This window comes from Pantoea stewartii subsp. stewartii (assembly GCF_008801695.1).
Classification (GTDB): domain Bacteria; phylum Pseudomonadota; class Gammaproteobacteria; order Enterobacterales; family Enterobacteriaceae; genus Pantoea; species Pantoea stewartii.
On record NZ_VZPF01000061.1, the window covers coordinates 11,399 to 32,415 of the forward strand.

Annotated in this window: 17 protein-coding genes, 1 tRNA gene and 4 pseudogenes; 7 read left to right on the forward strand and 15 right to left on the reverse strand. The window is 57.0% G+C overall.

What is annotated here, in order from left to right; translation table 11 throughout:
• The first annotated feature begins 201 nt into the window (after positions 1-201).
• Positions 202-1,302: an LPS export ABC transporter permease LptF gene (gene lptF, locus F7Q90_RS17490; RefSeq protein WP_006121801.1), complete on the forward strand. Its 1,101-nt coding sequence runs from the start codon at positions 202-204 to the stop codon at positions 1,300-1,302.
• Positions 1,302-2,378 (forward strand): LPS export ABC transporter permease LptG, encoded by a 1,077-nt coding sequence (gene lptG, locus F7Q90_RS17495; protein WP_006121802.1) that lies wholly within the window; start codon positions 1,302-1,304, stop codon positions 2,376-2,378. The genes lptF and lptG overlap by 1 nt, the downstream gene beginning before the upstream one ends.
• A 63-nt stretch (positions 2,379-2,441) precedes the next feature.
• Here lptG and F7Q90_RS17500 read toward each other — a convergent pair whose 3' ends face one another.
• From F7Q90_RS17500 to F7Q90_RS17530, 7 genes and pseudogenes are all read right to left on the reverse strand, one after another.
• The gene (locus F7Q90_RS17500) at positions 2,442-2,825 is read right to left on the reverse strand and encodes an SH3 domain-containing protein (protein ID WP_332460186.1); all 384 of its coding nucleotides are present in this window, start codon (positions 2,823-2,825) and stop codon (positions 2,442-2,444) included.
• Between the two features lie 160 nt (positions 2,826-2,985).
• Positions 2,986-4,095: a M20 family metallopeptidase gene (locus tag F7Q90_RS17505; RefSeq protein ID WP_044242973.1), complete on the reverse strand. Its 1,110-nt coding sequence runs from the start codon at positions 4,093-4,095 to the stop codon at positions 2,986-2,988.
• Positions 4,095-4,850, reverse strand: coding sequence for a glutamine amidotransferase (locus tag F7Q90_RS17510; RefSeq protein WP_006121805.1), 756 nt, complete (start codon positions 4,848-4,850; stop codon positions 4,095-4,097). The genes F7Q90_RS17505 and F7Q90_RS17510 overlap by 1 nt, the downstream gene beginning before the upstream one ends.
• A gap of 12 nt (positions 4,851-4,862) precedes the next feature.
• Positions 4,863-5,942, reverse strand: coding sequence for a phosphotriesterase family protein (locus tag F7Q90_RS17515; protein WP_006121806.1), 1,080 nt, complete (start codon positions 5,940-5,942; stop codon positions 4,863-4,865).
• 3 nt (positions 5,943-5,945) lie between these two features.
• A complete protein-coding gene (locus F7Q90_RS17520) occupies positions 5,946-6,947 on the reverse strand; it encodes an ABC transporter permease (protein ID WP_161784121.1) in 1,002 nt (333 codons plus the stop codon).
• Positions 6,948-6,969: 22 nt separating this feature from the next.
• Positions 6,970-7,515 (reverse strand): annotated as a pseudogene (locus F7Q90_RS17525) (ATP-binding cassette domain-containing protein); the annotation flags it as partial.
• Between the two features lie 212 nt (positions 7,516-7,727).
• A complete protein-coding gene (locus F7Q90_RS17530) occupies positions 7,728-8,750 on the reverse strand; it encodes a LacI family DNA-binding transcriptional regulator (RefSeq protein ID WP_006121809.1) in 1,023 nt (340 codons plus the stop codon).
• Between the two features lie 324 nt (positions 8,751-9,074).
• On the opposite strand from F7Q90_RS17530, the gene F7Q90_RS17535 reads away from it, so the two are divergent.
• Positions 9,075-10,025: an ABC transporter substrate-binding protein gene (locus F7Q90_RS17535; RefSeq protein ID WP_006121810.1), complete on the forward strand. Its 951-nt coding sequence runs from the start codon at positions 9,075-9,077 to the stop codon at positions 10,023-10,025.
• On the opposite strand, the gene F7Q90_RS17540 is transcribed toward F7Q90_RS17535, so the two are convergent.
• The gene (locus F7Q90_RS17540; protein ID WP_006121811.1) at positions 10,018-10,899 is read right to left on the reverse strand and encodes a PfkB family carbohydrate kinase; all 882 of its coding nucleotides are present in this window, start codon (positions 10,897-10,899) and stop codon (positions 10,018-10,020) included. The genes F7Q90_RS17535 and F7Q90_RS17540 overlap by 8 nt on opposite strands.
• Before the next feature lie 29 nt (positions 10,900-10,928).
• Between F7Q90_RS17540 and F7Q90_RS17545 the strand changes: the two genes are divergently transcribed.
• Positions 10,929-11,774 carry a BtpA/SgcQ family protein gene (locus tag F7Q90_RS17545; protein ID WP_006121812.1) on the forward strand — a complete coding sequence of 282 codons (846 nt, stop codon included), beginning with the start codon at positions 10,929-10,931 and terminating at the stop codon, positions 11,772-11,774.
• A 623-nt stretch (positions 11,775-12,397) separates the two neighbouring features.
• Here F7Q90_RS17545 and F7Q90_RS17550 read toward each other — a convergent pair.
• Positions 12,398-13,687 (reverse strand): DUF445 domain-containing protein, encoded by a 1,290-nt coding sequence (locus tag F7Q90_RS17550; RefSeq protein WP_006121813.1) that lies wholly within the window; start codon positions 13,685-13,687, stop codon positions 12,398-12,400.
• Between the two features lie 248 nt (positions 13,688-13,935).
• Between F7Q90_RS17550 and F7Q90_RS17555 the strand changes: the two genes are divergently transcribed.
• A complete protein-coding gene (locus tag F7Q90_RS17555; RefSeq protein ID WP_006121814.1) occupies positions 13,936-14,430 on the forward strand; it encodes a hypothetical protein in 495 nt (164 codons plus the stop codon).
• A 32-nt stretch (positions 14,431-14,462) separates the two neighbouring features.
• Here F7Q90_RS17555 and F7Q90_RS17560 read toward each other — a convergent pair.
• From F7Q90_RS17560 to F7Q90_RS17580, 5 genes and pseudogenes are all read right to left on the reverse strand, one after another.
• Positions 14,463-15,965, reverse strand: a pseudogene (locus F7Q90_RS17560) (helicase HerA-like C-terminal domain-containing protein).
• 91 nt (positions 15,966-16,056) lie between these two features.
• Positions 16,057-17,625 carry an ABC transporter substrate-binding protein gene (locus F7Q90_RS17565; RefSeq protein WP_006121818.1) on the reverse strand — a complete coding sequence of 523 codons (1,569 nt, stop codon included), beginning with the start codon at positions 17,623-17,625 and terminating at the stop codon, positions 16,057-16,059.
• 129 nt (positions 17,626-17,754) lie between these two features.
• A complete protein-coding gene (locus F7Q90_RS17570) occupies positions 17,755-18,423 on the reverse strand; it encodes a MarC family NAAT transporter (protein WP_006121819.1) in 669 nt (222 codons plus the stop codon).
• A 12-nt stretch (positions 18,424-18,435) separates the two neighbouring features.
• On the reverse strand, positions 18,436-19,071 hold the full coding sequence (locus F7Q90_RS17575) for a hypothetical protein (RefSeq protein WP_006121820.1): 636 nt from the start codon (positions 19,069-19,071) through the stop codon (positions 18,436-18,438).
• 181 nt (positions 19,072-19,252) lie between these two features.
• Entirely contained in the window at positions 19,253-19,744 is a 492-nt protein-coding gene (locus F7Q90_RS17580; RefSeq protein ID WP_006121821.1) for a DUF2501 domain-containing protein, read from the reverse strand.
• Between the two features lie 231 nt (positions 19,745-19,975).
• On the opposite strand from F7Q90_RS17580, the gene F7Q90_RS17585 reads away from it, so the two are divergent.
• Positions 19,976-20,060: transfer RNA gene (locus F7Q90_RS17585), tRNA-Leu, on the forward strand.
• Between the two features lie 163 nt (positions 20,061-20,223).
• Positions 20,224-20,847 (forward strand): annotated as a pseudogene (locus tag F7Q90_RS17590) (tyrosine-type recombinase/integrase); the annotation flags it as partial.
• A 21-nt stretch (positions 20,848-20,868) separates the two neighbouring features.
• Here the strand turns inward: F7Q90_RS17590 and F7Q90_RS17595 are convergent.
• Positions 20,869-21,017 (reverse strand): annotated as a pseudogene (locus F7Q90_RS17595) (IS630 family transposase); the annotation flags it as partial.

A 21,017-nucleotide genomic window follows, 5' to 3' on the forward strand; every position in this document is an offset into this window, starting at 1 on the left:
TTATTAATCGGTGCAACATGCTAGCATGCTGTCGACGGTCGTAATGAATCAGGGTGACAACGTGTTGTTTTTTCACCACCCACATGCAATTCGTATACATTTTTAGCGCTGGCTTCGGCCATTTATGAAGAAAAATGGCTAATAAGCGTTGAAATTAGCGATTTTCCTGCAAAAAGACAAGTTTTCACAGGCGTATTAAGCGTGATCATTATTAGATATCTGGTTCGGGAAACGCTCAAAAGCCAGCTGGCTATCCTGTTTATCCTGTTGTTGATCTTCTTCTGCCAGAAGTTGGTCAGGATTTTAGGGGCTGCGGTGGATGGCGAAGTGCCGACAAACCTTGTTCTGACGCTGTTAGGACTCGGTGTGCCTGAAATGGCGCAACTTATTCTGCCCCTTAGCCTGTTTCTGGCGATTTTAATGACGCTGGGAAGGCTGTATACGGAAAGTGAAATCACCGTGATGCACGCCTGCGGGCTGAGCAAAGCGGTGCTGGTTAAAGCGGCGATGATTCTGATGCTGTTCACGTCGATTGTGGCCGCGATTAACGTCATCTGGCTCGGCCCCTGGTCGTCACGTTATCAGGATCAGGTTACGCAAAACGCCAAGGCCAACCCCGGCGCAGCGGCCATGGCGGCCGGGCAGTTCCAGACCTCCAGCGACGGCAATAATGTGTTGTTCGTGGAAGACGTAAAAGGCAACCATTTCGGCCATGTTTTCCTGGCGCAGCTACGGCCAAAAGGCAATGCCCGCCCGTCCGTCGTGCTGGCCGACAGCGGCCATATGCAACAGGAAAAAGACGGTTCGCAGATCGTCACCCTGGATAAAGGTACTCGCTTTGAGGGCACAGCGTTGTTACGTGATTTCCGCATTACGGATTTCATCAACTACCAGGCCTATATAGGCTATAAACAGGCGACGCTGGATCCTAACGATGTGGATCAGGCTCCCCTGAGTACGCTCTACGCTAACAACACGCCGGAATTTAAGGCCGAGTTTCACTGGCGTCTGACGCTGGTGTTCTCTGTGCTGGTGATGGCCCTGATGGTGGTACCACTCAGCGTAGTCAATCCACGTCAGGGGCGCGTACTGTCCATGCTGCCCGCCATGCTGCTGTACCTGATCTTCTTCCTGCTGCAGAGTTCGTTGCGTTCAAGTGGAGCCAAAGGCCGCCTGGATCCGGCCATCTGGATGTGGGTGGTTAACCTCAGCTACCTGGCGTTAGCGATTGTGCTTAACCTGTGGGATACGGTGCCTGCGCGCCGGATTCGCGCGCGCTTTTCACGCGGAGGATCGATCTGATGTTTCGCGTTCTTGATCGCTACATTGGTAAAACCATCTTTAATACTATTCTGCTCACGCTGTTTATGCTGGTCTCGCTGTCCGGCATCATCAAGTTCGTCGATCAGTTGCGTAAGACCGGGCAGGGTGCATACAGCGCGCTGGATGCGGGCTACTACACCTTGCTGAGCGTGCCAAAAGATATCGAAATCTTCTTCCCGATGGCCGCCCTGTTAGGCGCATTGCTGGGACTGGGAACGCTGGCGCAGCGCAGTGAGCTGGTCGTGATGCAGGCGGCGGGTTTTACCCGCATGCAGGTGGCGCTGTCGGTGATGAAAACGGCGATTCCGCTGGTCCTGTTGACCATGGCTATCGGCGAGTTCGTTGCCCCGCAGGGCGAGCAGATGGCGCGTAATTTCCGCGCGCAGCAGCTCTACGGCGGCGCGCTGGTTTCAACACAAAACGGTCTGTGGGCAAAAGACGGCAACAGCTTTATCTACATTGAGCGCATTAAAGGCGACGATGAGATCGATGGCGTCAGTATTTATAACTTCAACGACGCGCGCCGCTTAGAGAATGTCCGCTACGCGGCCTCGGCCAAATGGGATAAAGACAAAAAGCTGTGGGTGCTGTCGCAGGTGGATGAATCGAACCTCACCGATCCCAAACAAATTACCGGCTCACAAAGCCTGGGCGGCGAGTGGAAAACAAACCTGACGCCTGACAAGCTGGGCGTGGTGGCGCTGGATCCGGATGCGCTCTCGATTAGCGGCCTTTACGATTACAGTAAATACCTGAAGCAGAGCGGCCAGGAATCGGGTCGTTACCGCTTGAACATGTGGAGCAAGATCTTCCAGCCGCTGTCAGTTGCGGTGATGATGCTGATGGCGCTGTCGTTTATCTTCGGCCCCCTGCGCAGCGTTTCAATGGGCGTTCGCGTGGTGACCGGCATCAGCTTCGGCTTTCTGTTCTATGTGCTGGACCAGATTTTCGGCCCGCTCAGCCTGGTCTACGGCCTGCCGCCGATTTTCGGCGCGATACTGCCAAGCTTCGTCTTCTTTGCCATCAGTCTGTTTATGCTGGTAAAACGGCGCTAATCGCCTGCCGTGAAAAAGGCCGCCTTTCGGGCGGCCTTTTTGTTTGCAGCTACTACGCATCGTTCAGTCATCCAACAGCCTGATGCATTCCCCAGGCACCCAGCCGCACTCGCCCGATGCGCGTTCAGCCCAGTACCAGTCGTTCAGCGATGTCGTTACGCTCACCTGCTCACCGGGACTGACCGTCAGTTCCTGCGCACTGTAGGTTTGCCGACAGATAACCTGATTTGGACTACGTAGCGAAAAGTATTGCTGAGGTGCCCAGCCTGCTTTTCCACCGGGCAAAATTATCCACAGCCAGCCTCGCCATGCCAGATCACAGTGGCTGACCACCGCGACGTCGCCTGCCTCCACGAAAAGGGGATCCGGATATGCAGACACATAACGCTTTATCACGCATGCTCGCCGTCTCATCATGTTCTCTCTGGCCTGAAACACCGCAATCATTATAGATGGGAAATCCCTGATGGCTTTTACGTCGATATCAGGCCGTGTCGGCGCAGCGTAAAGGCGGAAAGGTTTGAAGTGAAAAAGCCCGCCGTGCAGGAAAAGATTAAGCCTCAGGAAAGCGGGGCTGACGCCGCTCCGCGCATGCATCATCTCTTCATCACGTCATCCAGTCGTGAATCAACGCACCATACAGCACCTCCGCTTCCGCTAACCGGCTCAGCAGACAGTGTTCATCGGTCTGGTGCGCCATCGACGGCTCGCCGGGGCCGAGGATAATACAGGGCGGATTGCCCAGCGCGGGCAGCAGCAAGGACGCATCGGTGAAGTAGGGCACAATGCGCGGTGTCAGCGGGGCATTATGTAACGGCTGGCAGTGCTGATAAACCGACTGAATCCAGGCCTGATTGTCTTCGCTCAGCACCGCGGGCAGATCCACCAGCGTGGTCACCGTTACGCTGTCGCCCAGTAACGTTGTGAGCTGCTGACGAATGGTGGCGTGCTGCAGATTGGGGGCGCTGCGGATATCCACGTCAAACTGCGTGTGATCGGGCACGGAGTTAATGTTCAGGCCGCCCACGATGCGGCCGACGTTGAGGGTCGGCTGCTTCATCAGCGGATGCGGCGCGCCGGGTGAGAAATGCTGAATTTTGCCCAGCGCGTCCGCCGCCAGATAAATGGCATTGATACCCAGCTCCGGCATCGCGCCGTGGGCCGTTTTGCCCCGGGTTTCACAGCGCAGCCAGAGTGCGCCTTTGTGGCCGATAACCGGATAGTTGGCGGTGGGCTCGCCGACGATCAACGCGCCCACTTCGGGCAGGTCAACGCTGTCGATCAGCGCCCGCGCACCATCGCAGCCTGTTTCTTCGCCGCCGGTAATCAACATCACCACGCCGGAACCCTGTCGAATCGCCTGCTGGTGCGTAACGCAGGCGACGGCAAAGGCTGCAACGGCGGCCTTCATATCACTCGAACCGCGCCCATACAGTTTATCCCCGACGATTTCACCGAACGGGTCGTGCTGCCAGTCGGCATTGCCGAGCGGAACCGTATCCAGATGGCCGGTAAATCCCAGCTGCGGTCCGGGCTGCCGGCCAGGCAGGCTGGCCATCAGGTTCAGGCGGTTTTCGCCGAAGGTGGACAGGGTGACGTCAAAGCCCCGTTCCGCCAGCCAGTCCGCCAGAAAGTGCATGCAGGCTGCTTCGTTGCCCGGCGGATTAATGGTGTCAAAGCGCAACAGCTGCTGCGCCAGTGTCTGGCTCTCGCTCATCAGCCGCGCACCGTTAACCAGTCCAGGCAGTTGATCCACAGCTGGCGATAACCCGGCCACTGAGCAAATTCCTGCGGCAGCCAGTGGGCAGACATATCGCTGGTCCAGACCAGCGAGCGGCCCTGTTGATATTCGCGCACCGCCAGCAGCGGATGTGACGTTCCGGCAATGGTCGCCAGCAGTTTACCTTCCGGGTGCATTTCCACTTCGTTATAGCCCAGTAACCATGGCCAGTCGCCCGGCATATCGGTAAACAGCGCGTGAGATTCGGTCACGCTGGGATAGGCCCCTTCGGGCGTTTCGATGCGGTCATCCCAGGCCAGGCAGCGCACCGGCAGCACCTTCTCGACCGCCGTGTTGTGATAGCGCGCGCCGCCGTTGATGCCCTGAAAACTGAAGTAGCCGCCAATCATCATCAGCGCGCCGCCCGCCGCCACGTAATCGTGGATCAGCGTCAGGCGGTTTGCCGTGCGCTGGCTCTTCAGCCAGGTATCCGGGTGCAGCAGCAACGTATTGGCGCCGATGTCGGACAGAATAATCGCATCCCACTGCTGAAGCCCGGCAGGCGTCAGCGGAAACTCGGTCGCGGCGGCATGGGCGGGCATGTAGGTAATGGCATAATCACTGTCGGCCAGCGCCGCCATAAAGTCGGTTGCGCCATTGTGCCAGGTGGCGGTGGCAAACTGATCGAAGCCTTTGACGTGAACGGATGTGCTTGTCCAGGATTCCCCGACCAGTAAAATTTTCTTCTGCATTACGCTTCTCCCTTACCCACCAAAAACGCGCTGTGGGTTAGCAATCAGTAAGGTTTCAAGTTGTTCGCCGCTGACGCCGTGGCGTTTCAGGCGCGGGACAAAATGTTTAAGGATGTAGCCATAGCCGTGACCGCCGTAGCGGGTCAGCATGGTTTTCAGGAACACGTCCTGCGATAACAAAATCTGTTCGATAAAGCCGTCATCGATCAGCTCGCGAATGGCGCGGGCATTCTCTTCATCGGATGGTGACTGCGCGGACTCATCGGCGTAGTAATAGCTCATGCCGATCATGTCGTATTCCAGAAAGGCGCCGCGCTGCGCCAGGTCGCGCTGGTAGCGCTTATCGGCAAAGCTGGGGTTCATATGGCACAGCACCACGTGACGCAGGTCAGCGCCTTCTTCTTCCAGAATATCCAGCACCCGATGGCCTAATCGCTCCCAGCCGGGCAGATGCACCTCAACCGGCATCCGTGTCGCGGCACTGGCGCGGCCCGCGGCCCGCAGGGATTTCTCCTCGTTGGGAGTAAAGCGGCTGGAGACGCCGATTTCGCCGATCAAACCGGCCAGCACCTCGGGTTTCTCTTCCCGGCCGCCCAGGTCGTAAATCAGCTTGTCAGCGAGCGCTTCGATGCTGATCGTTTTGACCCAGTCCGGATGAGATGGCTCCAGATACAGCCCGGTGCTCATAATGATGTTCAGTCCGGTCAGGCGCGCGATGCGCTGCAGCGCTTTCGGGTCACGGCCAATGCCGATATTGGTGGGATCCACCACCGTCTCGCCGCCCAGTGCCCGAAACTTCATCAGCTCTTCAATCGCCAAATCCACATCAAACAGCTGACAGTTATCGCGGCTGATCAGCGGGTTAAGCGACAGCTCGCCCAGGTTTTCGATGCTGACCGGCATTTCCGCCAGGTGACGATCGCCACAGCAGCAGGGCGGCACCCACTTGCCGGAGGCATCCAGCAGAATATGTTCGTGCATCAGCGTCACGCCCATTTCACTCACCGGTAGCGGACCGAGTACGGTCATCACATAGCCGCTGTTGATGCCCAGCGGCAGCGGATCGGGATGGCGAAAAATAGAATGTTTCATCAACTATCCTTTCGCCGCCGATCGCGTCGGGTTGAGAATGCGGGTGTTCAGCCAGATGGCCAGCAAAATAATCGTACCGGTGGCGATCTGCGTATAAAACGGGGAGATATGCGACAAAATCAGGCCGTTCTGGATGATAGCAATCGACAGCGCGCCGAGCAGCGTGCCGATAACGGTACCGAAACCACCGAACAGGCTGGTACTGCCCAGCACCACCGCAGCGATAACCTGTAACTCGAAGCCTTCGCCCTGGTTGGAGGAGCCGCTGCCCAGACGCGCAGTGATGATCATGCCCGCCAGCGCCGCCGCCATGCCGCTGATGATGTAGACCTTCATGGTCACGGCTTTGGTGTTAATCCCGCTCCGGCGCGCGCCTTCCGCATTCGCGCCAATCGCCGTGACATAGCGACCAAAGCGCATATGATTCAGCACGATATGGCCGACGATCAGCACCACGATGCCGATCAGCGCGGGCATCGGCACGCCCAGTACCCAGGCGCGGCCCATAAAAGCGAACGGGCTGTCGGCAGGGATGGGAATGGAATAGCCCTGCGTAATCAGCAGCGCCACGCCGCGCACCACCGCCAGCGTCGCCAGCGTGACGATAAAGGCCGGAATGCCTTCATAGGCGATAAAGAAGCCGTTGATGGCTCCTACCAGCGCGCCCAGCAGCAGGCCACCCAGCAACACCACCGGCCAGGGCAGGCCCCAGTTATTCAGCGCGATAGCGGACAACGCGCCGACCAGCGCCAGCGTCGATCCTACGGAAAGATCGATGCCGCCCGTGGTGATCACCAGCGTCATCGCCGTGGCGACGATCAGCAGCGGCGCGCTCTGGCGAATGATATTCAGCCAGTTAGCACTGCTGAGAAAGTTGCCGGTGATCAGGGAGAACACCACGCAGCAGAACACAAAAAACAGCGCGATGCTCACCACGCCAGAGTGGTTGTGCAGCAGGCGGCGCGGCAACGAGTGTTGCGCCATACGGGAACTGCTCAGATTCATAATAGTCATCCTGTTACCTCGCTCAGTGCGCGGCGGCCGAGCGGGCGACAAACTTCTCACCCACGATCAAATTGACGATCTCGGTCAGATCCGTGTCGGCCACGCGGCGCTCCGCTACGTTGGTGCCCTCGTACATCACCATGATGCGATCGCACACCAGGAACAGATCCTGTAAGCGATGGGTGATCAGGATGACGCTCACGCCACGCGCCGAGACCCGACGGATCAACTCCAGCACCGCCTCGACTTCGGCGACGGCCAGCGCGGCGGTGGGTTCATCCATAATCAGCACTTTGGGATCGAAGGCGGCGGCGCGCGCAATGGCAATCGCCTGGCGCTGACCGCCGGAGAGATTGCGCACCAGTAAGCGCGTGTCGGGGATTGAAATGCCCAGGCCTTTCAGCATTTCCCGCGCATCTGCGTGCATTTTTTCTTCGTCCAGAAACGGAATGCCGAGAATCGACTTCATCGGCTCACGTCCCATAAACAGGTTGCCCGCCACATCGACGGTGTCGCACAGCGACAGGTCCTGATACACCATCTCGATATGGCAGCGGCGGGAATCCGCCGCGCTACAACGATATTTGTTTGCCGGGTACGACATTGCAGCTTCCGTGCCAGCCTGGGAACAGGCGCGACATTCACGGTCTAACCTTTTGTAATGCAAAACATTTAAATGTTAATTTCAGGTAAACCGGTTTACTCACTATAACGCTGTGAAATTAAAAAGCGCGTTATTTGCGCTAAAACTGTGCACTTTTGCGCCATTTTGGGACGTTGTTAACACATTTGTATCGAATCGCGCGCCACCCATTCCACCGGCAGGCGGGTTTCGGCGGGCACGGCGAGGTCGTCATTCAGAATGCGCAACATGATGTGAACCGCCGTGCGGCCCAGTTCCCGCGCGGGCTGGCGGATGGTAGAAATGCGCGGTTGGGTAAAGTCGGCATAGGTCGCGTCATCAAAGCCCACCAGCGACAGCGCCTCAGGGGCTGTGAGTCCGCGTGCGCGCAGGCCATCCAGCAGTCCCAGCACCAGATAATCACTGGCGGCAAAGACAGCGGTAGGGCGCTCATCGCGGCTGAACAGCCGTTCCAGCGCCTGCTCACCGAATTCACGCTGGTATTCGCCGTACATCACCCATTCGGGCGGCACGTGCAGGCCCGCCTGCGTCATGGCGGTGCAAAAGCCCTGATAGCGTTCGCGCACACTCATCAGCTCATCCGGCCCGCCGACAAAGGCGATATGGCGGTGACCGGCGGCGATCAGGTTTTCGGTGGCAATCCGGCCGCCCTGCACGTTATCGGCAAAGACCTTGGGCACCACGCTGCCGGGAATGTCTTCATCCAGCAGTACGATGCGCTGGTGGCGGTTAATTTCTTTGCGTAACAGGCCTTTATCAGGATGGTTAGTGGTAAACAGCAGGCCATCCACCTGGCAGGTATCCAGCCAGCGAATAAACTGGCTCTCTTTGTCAGGATGGTTGCGGGTGAGGCACAGCACCAGGCTGTAGCCGTGGGCCGAGGCGGCTTCTTCGGCGGCATCGGCCAGTTCGGCAAAGAAGGGGTTGGTAATATCGGGCAAGACCAGCCCTAAGGTTTCGCTGCCGCCCTTGCTCAGACGGCGTGCCAGGCTGTTGCCGCGATAATCCAGTTGACGAATCGCCGCTTCAATCCGGTCGATGGTTTCCTGCGGCAGCATAATGCTTTGATTCATATAGCGGGATACGGTCGCTTTTGACAGCCCGGCCAGCGCTGCGACGTCGGATAACAACACCCGTTTTTTACTCATATCATCTGCCATCTTGCCCGGAATCGGCTATCAGTAACACAGTTACGCGCAGCGAATACAGTGTTTTCCCTGACCGCTGACGATAAAATAATCGCTTGACAAAATTTTGCCGGAAGCGAATGGTAGAGACAGTTTACCGCATGACCCGGGAGTCACTCCCAAACCCGATTAATCCCTTTCACAAGTTCACCATAATGGACGGCGAACAGAAAGTCGGTTATTCAGGTCCTGGCTGAATCAGCCATTAAGACGATATTTGCCCGCCAACAATAATCCCTCTGCATTACGATGCGGAGATCGACTGGTTATCGCACATTCCCGACGAGGAATTTTATGATGATGGCATTTAACACCAGAAAACTGCGCGCGGTTGCGCTGGCTACCGGCTTACTGTCTGCGGGTTCGTTATTTTCACTGGCGCACGCCGCCACGACGTATGCGCTGGTTCAGATTAATCAGCAGGCCCTGTTTTTTAATCAGATGAATCAGGGCGCACAGGAAGCCGCGAAAGCCAGCGGTAAAAATTTAGTGATCTTTAACGCCAACGATAATCCCGTATCGCAAAACGACGCGATCGAAAATTATATTCAGCAGGGCGTGAAGGGCATTATGGTGGACGCGATTGACGTCAACGGCATTATGCCGGCCATTAAAGAAGCGGCCGCCGCCAAAATACCGGTCATTGCGATTGATGCGGTATTACCGGCGGGCCCACAGGCGGCACAGGTGGGCGTGGATAACCTGGAAGGCGGCAAAATTATTGGTAAATATTTTGTCGACTACGTGGCGAAAAATATGGGCGGCAAAGCGCGACTGGGCATTGTGGGCGCGCTGAATTCAGCCGTGCAGAACCAGCGTCAAAAAGGGTTTGAAGAAACCATCAAAAGCAATCCAGGCATCACCGTCGCGGATGTGGTTGATGGCCAGAACGTGCAGGATACGGCGATGACGGCGGCAGAAAACCTGATCACCGGCAACCCGGATTTAACCGCCATCTACGCGACCGGCGAACCGGCCCTGCTGGGCGCGATTGCGGCGGTGGAAAACCAGGGCCGCCAGAAAGACATCAAAGTCTTTGGCTGGGATCTGACCTCCAAAGCTATCAGCGGCATCGATGGCGGGTATGTCACGGCTGTCCTGCAACAGGACCCGAAAAAGATGGGTGAAGAGGCGGTGAAGGCCCTGAACGCGATTACCGCAGGCAAAACCGTGTCGAAAACCATTCTGGTACCGGCCACGGTAGTGACCAAAGCTAACGTGGACAGCTATCGCGCGATGTTTAAATAACCGCTGACTCGCCGCCTGCCTGGAGCAGCGCGGCGAGCTCCTCTGCGGTGGGAAAGGCCTGACGTGTGCCATGCCGACTGACGGTCAGCGCGGCAGCCTTGCTGGCGTGAGTAAGTGCTAACTTATCAATCTCGCCCCCACGGAGGAGTGCGGATGCCAGCATCACGGCAAGAAAGGTATCGCCTGCACCGGTGGTATCCACGGCATGAGCGACCTGCGCCGGGCAAAACGTCCGCTGCTCGCCCTGAATCAGCCAGGCCCCGGCACTGCCGTGAGTAACCACTAACGTTTTAACGGCGCCGGGTGCTAACTGTTGGGCTTCATGCTGATTCACTACCGCGATATCCACCTGCGGCCAGCACGCGCGAAAACCGGCGTGCACCGGCGAGGGATTAAAGACGGTGATCAGACCAAGGGATTTCGCCAGGCTGAACAGCGCGTGGGTTTTCCCGGGCGAGAAATTACCCTGCTGGACCAGCAGATCGCCCGGACGCGCGCCGGCAAGATGGTGACTGAGCGTCGCGATATCCAGCGCCTCAGCCGCCGCTGTACTGGTAATAATGGCGTTATCGCCGTCGGCGCTGTTTAAAATAAGTGAGGTATCGCTCAGGGCCGCAACAGGCTGTGCAGGCAGTAACGTCACCGGCTCGTTTATAAGCTGCTGACGGATCCAGTTTCCTTTGCTGTCATGACCGGTCGCGGCAAGTAAAACCGTCTCGATGCCGCAGCGGGATAATACGATCGCCTGATTCGCACCTTTACCGCCGATATCCTGCGAACGGTGATAACCATGCACAGAGGCGCCCTTAGCCGGAATATCCGTGACAGACCAGGTTTCATCGACAGTAATATTACCAGCCACATAAACACGCATAGTGTTTTCCTGAACAGGATAAAGACGCGATGGTTGCTATATCAGCAGAAAAAAATGACGCAATACAAGCGATATTTTCCCGCTCCAAAGCCGTTATTGGCGTGATTCACTGTGACCCGTTTCCGGGCTCGCCAAAATATCGCGGCAAATCCGTCAGCGCGATCATTGAGCGCGCCTTACGTGATGCCGAAAACTATATTCTCGGCGGTGTTCACGGCCTGATCGTGGAAAATCATGGCGATATTCCCTTTTCAAAACCCGAGGATATTGGTCCGGAAACCCCGGCATTCATGGCGGTAATTACGGAAAAAGTGCGCGAACGTTTCGGCGTACCGCTGGGTATTAACGTGCTGGCGAATGCCGCGCTGCCTGCCTTTGCCACCGCGCTGGCGGGCGGGGCGGATTTTATCCGCGTCAACCAGTGGGCGAATGCGTATATTGCCAACGAAGGCTTTATTGAAGGGGCCGCCGCCAAAGCGCTGCGCTACCGCAGCCAGCTACGTGCCGAACATATTCGGGTGTTTGCCGACAGCCACGTTAAACACGGCAGCCATGCGATAGTCGCCGACCGCTCCATTCAGGAACTGACCCGCGACGTTGATTTCTTTGAAGCCGACGCGGTTATCGCCACCGGACAGCGTACCGGCGACAGCGCCACGCTGGACGAAATCGACGAGATCCGCGCCGCCACCGCCTTACCGCTGCTGGTGGGTTCGGGCGTCACGCCCGCCAATGTCTGCCAGATTCTGGGGCGCACCCAGGGCGTGATTGTGGCCAGTGCGCTCAAGGTGGACGGCGTCTGGTGGAATGATGTGGATCGGGACAGGGTAAAACAGTTTATGGCCGTGGCGCAGGCGGCGCTGGAGCAGGCATAACCGCCGTTTATTCTCTGGCGCAGACAACAAAAAACCCCGCGGGTGAGGCGAGGTTTTTTGTTTACGTCAGCACGATTGCGTGCGGTGCACATCATGCATTATCAACGTTTTGAACTATACGAATTAATCCGGCATGGTGCAAGCAGGTGATGCTTTATTGTACGCTCTGACTGGATTGGTTTGAGGCTTCGCTCGCAATCATTGTATTTTTCTGTTTATTTATACAGTGTTTTTGTTATGCTTTTCCAGGTTGATGTTGATGTGCTCTGAGGCCGCACCGTGCTGTGAAAGATGCGTTTCATGACTGACAAGTCCTGGCTGCAACGGGTGGTGCCGTCAGTGCCTTAACCTCCAGGGGCACATCATGCATTATCAACCTAATCAGCCTGTTACAGGCAGCGGAAAGGTACGCAGGCTGTAAGTGCTCCTGACCACAGGAGCCAGCGTATGAGATGGATAGAAATCGCTCGCGTATTTCTGAAGCTCATGGTTGCACTACTGCAACTGCTTGAAATTATCGTGAAGTCCTTCAGGTAAATCACGTTCAGGCCGCACCTAAGGGAGGGGATGTTTACCTCCCTTTAATCATGTAGTTGAATTAAGCAGAACAGGGCAGTGTTAAATCAGGCCAGCCAGCCTTTCACCACCGGCAGCAGCGCCGGAATCTGCGACAGCAGATACAGCACCAGCCCGATGGTGCCGCCCACCAGCGTGCCGTTGATGCGGATAAACTGCAGATCCTTACCGATATTCAGCTCGATCTGCTGCGACATCTCCCGCGCATCCCAGCTTTTCACCGTGTCGCTGATATGGCGCGTCAGGAACGCTGCGAACTCCGGCGCGACGCTGCGGGCGGCGTCTTCCAGATGCTGATTCATCGAGCTGCGCAGCCCTTCATCAGCGGCCAGGGTTTCGCCCAGCCACAGCGCCGCCTGACGGACCTTGTCCTGCACTTTTGACGCCTCGCTGTTGAGATCCGCTTTCAGCCAGTCGCGCAGATCGCCCCACAGCTCGCCGATATAGCGGTTCAGCGTAGGATCGTCTTTCAGCCAGCCTTTAATCACCTCGGCGCGTTCCGCCATTTCCGGATCGTTTTTCAGCTTCTCAATCAGGCGATCTACCGCGCGGTTAAAGCCCAGCCGCAGTTCATGGCCCTGATCCAGCGCCACATCATCCAGCAGCGAATCCACCGCATTCGCCACCAGTTCTGCGCTGTGCTCGCCCAGCCACTCGGTCGGTAACATTTTGGCCTTGATGGGATGCTCGCGCTTCAGCCAGCGCACCAGCTGGTTAGCAATAAATTCCCGGGTACTGGGTTTATCCAGCAGCCGCAGCAACTGATCGACCGCGGCATCCAGCAGCTCCTGATGGCGGTTATTTTTGGTCAGGCTTTCCAGCATCAGCGCGCCGGTCTGGCTGAGATCCACCTTGTCGATCGCCTTGTGTACCGCCCGGCGCATAAAGTGCTGGATGCGTGCGTCATCCGTCAGATCGAGAAAGCCGCGCATCACCTGCAACAGATGACGACCGACCCGATCGGCATTACCGGGCGCGCTCAGCCATGTCGCCAGCATGTGCGACGGATCGTGGCGGCGGATCAGATTCAGCAGCGAATCGGTATCCAGAAATTTTTCCTGCACAAAGCGGCCCAGATTCTCACCGATGCGATCTTTATTACGCGGAATGATGGCCGTATGACGGGCAATAAACGGCACCGGCACGCGGCGAAACAGCGCCACCACCGCAAACCAGTCGGCCAGCGCCCCGACCATCGCAGCTTCGGCAATGGCTTTAATACCGCTGACGTAGAAGTTGGGCGGCAGAAACAGCGTGACAACAAAAGTGATGGCGGCCAGCAGCAGCAGCGAGAGCGCCAGGCGTTTGGTCCGTTTTAATTCGCGTTGTTTATCCATATCCTGATCTTAGCAGCTTGCCTGCTGAGTAAGTCAACGTTGCCCGATCCAGGCCGAAAAGCGCAGTTAAGTCTGGCACTAAACCGGCCTGTCTTAACGCGGTGGGCGATTCCCGCATCAGACTGTTCCTAAAAACTAATAACATTAAAAATTACCACTCTTATAAACAGTTACAGCAGTGTACATTTCGGGAGCAGTCTCCGTACGTTGACGCACCCTATCCATGGAACCAGACCAGGAGAATTCACGTGAAAGCAATCGCAACGGCAACCGCAAGTCTGTTGATGTTAATGAGTGGCATCGGCGCGCACGCAGAAGGGCTGACCACCTCTGCCGATGGAAAAAATCTGACCGTCAGCTTCGGAAAGCCCACCATTAAGCAGGTCCTGCATTACCGTAAAATGTACGACAAAAAACCCTTCCCCGATGCCGAAATTTATTACTACGACAACGGCACCTATAAAATCATCTCGCAGGGGGAAAACCATTACGGCGTGTACGTGATGCAGGGCAAGTTCGATGATGAGACCTTCACGGTGCGCTTTATCTCGCTGCCGTCCACCGACTGGGGCAACAAGACCGCCTTCCATCAGCTGACCTTTGTGCGCGGCGATAAGCAGAACGTGTTTATCCAGAACGCGATTGTCGATACCGGCGAGGCGATTGCCCAGCAGAACGGCACCTACACGCAGGAAAAGAACACCGTCACCAACCCGGTGTCCACCAGCTGGAAACACAAGTAGCGTTAAGGTGGCAGCCAGGCTGCCACCAACCTTTAGCGACGGCGACCGCCAAACAGGCTGCCCAGCACGCCGCGAATAATCTGGTTAGTAATCTGTCGTCCCGCGCTTTTTGCCATGGTTTGCACCACGCCATCCCGCTTGCCGCCGCGCGGACCGGTGCTGCCAAACAGGATGTCTTTTAATCCCCCCAGAATACCGTCATCGACCGCCACCGTGTTGCCTTTGGCTTCGGGCGCATTGGCTTTCTCACTGGCGGCCTGCACGCCCTGTTGCAGACGTTCGTAAGCCGATTCCCGATCGATTTCCGTGTCGTATTTGCCCGACAGCGGAGAATGGTTGATCATCCCGTTGCGCTCGTCCGTATTTACCGGCCCCATGCGTGAGCCGGGAGCGATCACCATCGCCCGTTCCACCACCGACGGGCTGCCTTTGGCATCCAGAAAGGAGATCAGCGCTTCGCCGGTGCCCAGCGCCTGGATCGCCTCTACGGTCGTAAAGGCAGGATTGGCGCGCAGGGTTTCGGCGGCGGTTTTCACCGCTTTCTGATCGCGCGGGGTAAAAGCGCGCAGCGCATGCTGTACCCGGTTGCCTAACTGGCCCAGCACCGTATCCGGAATGTCCGCCGGATTCTGCGTCACGAACCAGATCCCTACGCCTTTGGATCGGATCAGGCGGATCACCTGCTCGATCTTCTCCAGCAGCACCGGCGGCGCATCGTTAAACAGCAGGTGCGCCTCGTCAAAGAAGAACACCAGCTTCGGTTTGTCCAGATCGCCCGCTTCCGGCAGGTATTCATACAGCTCTGACAGCATCCACAGCAGGCTGGTCGCATATAGCTTTGGCATCTGATACAGCTTCTCGGCCGACAGGATGTTAATGATGCCCTTGCCGTCGCCGTCGACGCGCATCCAGTCGCTAATTTCCAGCATCGGCTCGCCAAAGAAGTGCTCCGCGCCTTGTTCTTCCAGCGCCAGCAGCGCGCGCTGGATCGCGCCCACCGAGGCGCTGTTGATATTGCCGTACTGCGTCTGAAAACTTTTCGCGTTATCGCCGATTTACTGCGTCATGGCGCGCAGGTCTTTAAAATCCAGCAGCAGCAGGCCCTGATCGTCGGCAATACGGAAGATGATCTGCAGCACGCCGCTCTGTACCTCGTTCAGGTTCAGCAGCCGTGCCAGCATCAGCGGGCCCAGATCCGACACGGTCGCGCGCACCGGATGACCTTTCTCCGCAAAAATGTCCCACAGCACCACCGGATTGCGCTGCGGTTGCCAGTCGGCCACGCCGATGCTGGCCAGTCGCGCCTGCAGCTTCTCGCTGCTCTGGCCTGCCATCGCCACACCTGTTAGATCGCCTTTCACATCCGCCATAAATACCGGCACGCCAATCGACGAAAAGGATTCCGCCAGCTTTTGCAGCGTCACGGTTTTTCCCGTGCCGGTCGCACCGGTGATCAGGCCGTGGCGGTTTGCCATCTGCGGCAGCAGGTGCAGTTGAACGTCAGGGGTTTGGGCGATAAGCAGGGGAGCGGTCATAACGCAGTACTCACAAATAGTCAGTCATGCGTCAAGCATAGCCAGCGGGGCGGCAGCCGTCAGTAAAGATTGCGTGCTGCCGCCCGGAAATTTACTTCTGCACCTCTTCAAAATTCAGCAGCGTCACGCCAATGCCCTGCTGGGCGTGCGTCACGTTCTTGCGCAGCGCGACCTGCACCTCGCCCTGCAGCATCACCACGTAAGGCGAGTTCTGCTGAAGCTGCTGTTGCAGCGAGAAGTAATCGGCCCGGCGCTTCGCGGCATCGCTTTCTCCGGCGGCTTTATGGGTCAGGGCGCTCAGCTCCGGAATATCCCAGCCCACGCGCCAGGCCAGCGTTTTGCTGCCGTTTGGCACGTTATAGGCGAAGGTACTGGCGTTAGTGTTCGGGTCGATATAGTCCGCGCCCCAGTAGGTAAAGATGGATTCGAACTGACGGCTGCGCATCTTGCTCCACAGCTCGGATTCCGCCACCGGCTGGATATCCAGATTCACCTCGGCTTTGGCAAAGCTCGACTGCAGCGCCTGGGCAATATCGATATACGGCGGCTGATTCACCACCGACAGCGCGATATGCGCGCCAGGCTTAATGCCGCCTTTGGCTAAAATCGCTTTGGCTTTCTCAACATCGTAGTGGAACGGTTTGGTCTCCAGCGCGCCGTCAAAGCCCTGCGGCAGGAAGCTCTGATGCACGCGATATTGCCCCTTCAGCAGCTGATTCGCCAGGCTGTCGTAGTCCACCAGCCAGCGCGCCGCCTGCCATAAGGCCGGATTTCCCAGCGCAGGCTGCTGCGTGCTTTTGGTGTTAAAGCCCAGGTAGTAGATCAGGCTGGAGGGAAAGGCCGCGATGTGCACATTGGGATCGCTTTTCAGCGAGGCCAGCTGATCCGGCCCCAACTGGTACGCCGCATCCACATCGCCCTGCTGGATCAACAGCCGACGGGTGCCCGGATCGGCCACGCCTTTCAGCAGCACCCGTTTCAGGTGCGCTTTCTGGGTGCTGTTGGGATTGGCCTCCAGCACCAGCGCCTGCAGGGGCACGAACTGTTTGATCGCATAGGCCGCGCTGCCCGCCGAGTGGGTTTTCAGCCAGCCGTTGCCGTAATCATTACTGGCGGCATGCGACTGCGCCAGCTTGCTGTCGACAATGGAGGAGACCGGCGCGGTCAACAGGCGCAGGGCCAGATCCTGGCCGATTTGTGCCGGCCAGCGTAGCTCCAGTTGATGATCGTTGATCACGGTGAACTGCTGGTCGATATTCTCCGGCGTCCAGCCAAATTCACTCAGGATAAATGAGGGCGCTTTGTTCAGCTTCACCGCGCGGGTAAAGGAGAACACCACGTCCTTCGCCGTTAACGGATTGCCGCTGGCAAAACGCGCCTGCGGGTTCAGGTCAAACACCAGACTGTTTGGGGTTTTACCCGGCTGCCAGCGCAGCGCCGCCAGCGGGGACAGCTTCTGCGGATCCTGATGGTCCGGCTCCAGTAACATCTGGTAGATGTTGCGCAGGCTGCTGTTGCTGACGGTTTCAAAGCTTTCCGCCGGGTCAAAGCTGATAATGCCGTCCAGCGGCACGGCGACCACGAACGTATCTTTTGGCGTTGCCGCGTGGGCGGCAGAGGAGAGAGCAAGGGCAGTAAGCAGGAGCAGCGGTTTGTGCATGGCGGTTATCCTTAATGATTGATAACCCTACTGTAACCCGCGCCAGAACAGGTCAAAATGCCGGTTTGTTCTGAGCTATGCCAGTTTCGTCTTAGCTGATAAGCCGCCCGTTAAGGGCGGCTCAGATCGTCAGTGGAAGTTGTGAATCACTTCCAGCACGCCGTTGATAATGAACTGCACGCCCATGCACACCAGCAGAAAGCCCATCAGACGCGATATCGCCTCGATGCCGCCTTTGCCCACCAGGCGCATAATCGCCCCTGAACTGCGCAGGGAAATCCATAAAATCACGCTCACCACCAGGAACGTCAGCACCGGCGCGACGTTAATGACCCAGGCCGGAAAATCCACCCCGCTGCGCACGGTAGACGCCGAGGAGATGATCATCGCGATCGTCCCCGGCCCGGCGGTGCTCGGCATCGCCAGCGGCACAAAGGCGATGTTCACCGGCTCCTGCGCGGTTTCCAGCTCATCGTGCTTGTGTTTGGCTTCGACCGAATGGCCCACCGGCTTCGCCGGAAACAGCATCCGAAAACCTATAAACGCCACGATCAGTCCGCCCGCGATGCGCAGCCCCGGAATGGAGATGCCGAACGTATGCAGCACCGCGCTGCCCGCGTACCAGGCCACCATCATGATGGCGAACACATAGATGCTCGCCTGCAGGGCCTGACGGTTGCGCTCCCGAAAATTCATCTCACCGGCCAGGCCCAAAAACAGCGCCACGGTGGTGAGCGGGTTGGCGAGCGGCAGGATCACCACCAGCCCCAACCCGATTGCTTTGATTAGCTCCAGCATGCCTTATTCCGCTTAGTGTTTAGGCCGTTCCAGCGCTTCCAGCAGCTCCGGGAAGAAGTCTTGCAGGATTTCCGGCGTCATCAGCTCCGGGTACTGCATCAGGTGCTCGCGGATGCGTTCGTTCACGTCCGGGATCAGGCGCTGTGCCGCATCGCTGGCGCTGATTTTATGCTTCTTCATGCTGCGCAGCAGGTCGGCGGGCAGGTTGTCTTCGTCTTCGTTGTCTTCCACCATCTCCAGCGCATCCAGCTCATCGAACATTTCCATCAACGCTTCAGTTTGAGGCGTGCGGGATTCATATTCGCGCGGATGCTCTTCGGCCATGTAGCGCAACATCAGACGCATCGGCGTGCCATCGGGGGACTTGGGTGGTTCGGCGGCGAACCAGGTCAGCAGCTGGTGAATGGTGACCTGGTGGACGTGATAACCGTTATCCACCAGTTCGTCGGCCAGCAGTTCAGCGCTTTCGTTTTCAATCAGGCAGATATGCGTGCGGTTGGGATCGTACTCTTCGAGCCACTGGTAGATCTCTTCGATCACGCCGTCGTCGTACTCGAACTTTTTGTTTACATAGCTCCCTTCTGACGCATTTACGCAGGCTGTGATCAGGTCTGGATCAAAGTAAATTGCGATGTTGATACCTTTCATGCGTGCCGTCCTGTTCAAATCCAAAACATCACTATAACGCTCAACGCATTAGGAAGGAAAACTTATGACTTAACGTGTTGCGATACAAGATGATACAGACAGCGGGCGGGGTGCTGACAGGCGGTAAACAGGCGGAAGGGAAGGGCGATAAACCTGCCAGCGCGGGGCTGGCAGGCGACGGTCAGGAGATAAAGTTTTTACCCTGCTTCAGCACCACGTCACAGGCTTTGGTTTTGAGCTTCTCGCCCATCGGCGAGTTGCTGAGGCTTTGCAGGTTCAGCTGCTGGCCATTGCCGGTGTTCAGCAGCCCGGCCACGCCCTGGGTGTAATCCGGTTTCTGCTCCTGTGCCGCGGTGGTATTCAGGCCCAGCTTGCTCAGCACCTGGTCTTTTACCGACTGCACGTTGTTTTTCACCACGTTGTGCTCGACGCAGTACTGCATCACGCCGGCGGCATTGGTCATGCTGTTGGCGCTCATGGCTTTGTCGTTGCTGTTCAGCAGGCTGGTAATGGAGGACATCGACAGCCCGCCGTTCTGCTGACCTGCTGCACCGTTGTTTTGCTGGCTGAGCTGGTTGGCGGCACTGCTCAGTTGATCCTGCCAGCTTGCGGCTGACGCATTGCCCGCCAGCAGCAGGGCTGCCAGGGCGCAGGCGATATGGCGCTTTTTCATTTCGACCTCGGTTGGGTTTTGTGCTTTGTGTTGCTAAGAGGCAGAGCAGATGAGAAAGTTCCGACAGAATGGTGAGGAGAAAGCGGTTTGGGAAGATTCTGGGGGCGGCGCAGGGCCGGTTTACCGGGTTCCGTGTGTTTTTTCGCCGCTTAGCGCACATCACAGCGGAATAGAGTTGCGCGCCGGGCACGTAACGGTATAATCGCCAACGTTTTCCGCATCCTCTTCAGTGCCGAAGTGGCGAAATCGGTAGACGCAGTTGATTCAAAATCAACCATCGAAAGATGTGCCGGTTCGAGTCCGGCCTTCGGCACCATTAGTACTTCCAAGGCCATCCGAGAAAGTCCAATTATCCCTTAAAAATCAATGCTTGCAGCGATTTCTACGTCCTGAGTCGTCCGAGGTTGTCCGTTGAAATCCGGATGCCGTTGGGGGCATAATTGGGGGCATCTTAACTTCGATTAGAAATGTGCCCCCAAATGAAGCTCAATGCCAGACAGGTAGAGACCGCAAAGCCAAAAGACAAAACCTATAAAATGGCCGATGGCGGCGGTTTGTATCTTGAGGTTTCGGCCAAGGGTTCTAAATACTGGCGCATGAAATACAGACGCCCCTCTGACAAAAAAGAGGATCGCCTCGCTTTTGGTGTTTGGCCTACGGTGACTCTGGCTCAGGCTAGGGCAAAACGTGATGAAGCTAAAAAGCTGTTAGTGCAGGGGATTGATCCCAAAGCTGAACAGAAAGAAGCTCAGGCCGAGAATTCGGGGGCATACACTTTTGAAACCGTTGCTCGTGAATGGCACGCCAGTAACAAGCGCTGGAGTGAAGACCATAGAACGCGCGTTCTTCGCTATCTTGAGCTTTATATCTTTCCTCATATCGGTTCGTCTGACATTCGTCAGCTCAAAACTAGCCACCTGTTAGCCCCGATTAAAAAAGTTGATGCGAGTGGAAAGCATGACGTTGCGCAGCGCCTGCAACAACGCGTCACAGCCATAATGCGTTACGCAGTACAGAACGATTACATCGACTCTAATCCAGCCAGTGATATGGCCGGTGCGTTATCGACAACCAAAGCACGACACTATCCAGCTTTACCATCTAAATAACTGATCCTAATACCGCTACACTTTAGCCAGCCCATGTTTTCCCCCGGGGAATGGGCTGACGGTATTCATAAAGTGATGGACCTTTTTCAACAGTTGCCACATTGAACTGCACTGGTGATTTCGGGTTATTGTCTCATGAAGCGCCTGCCACAACCGTTCGACAT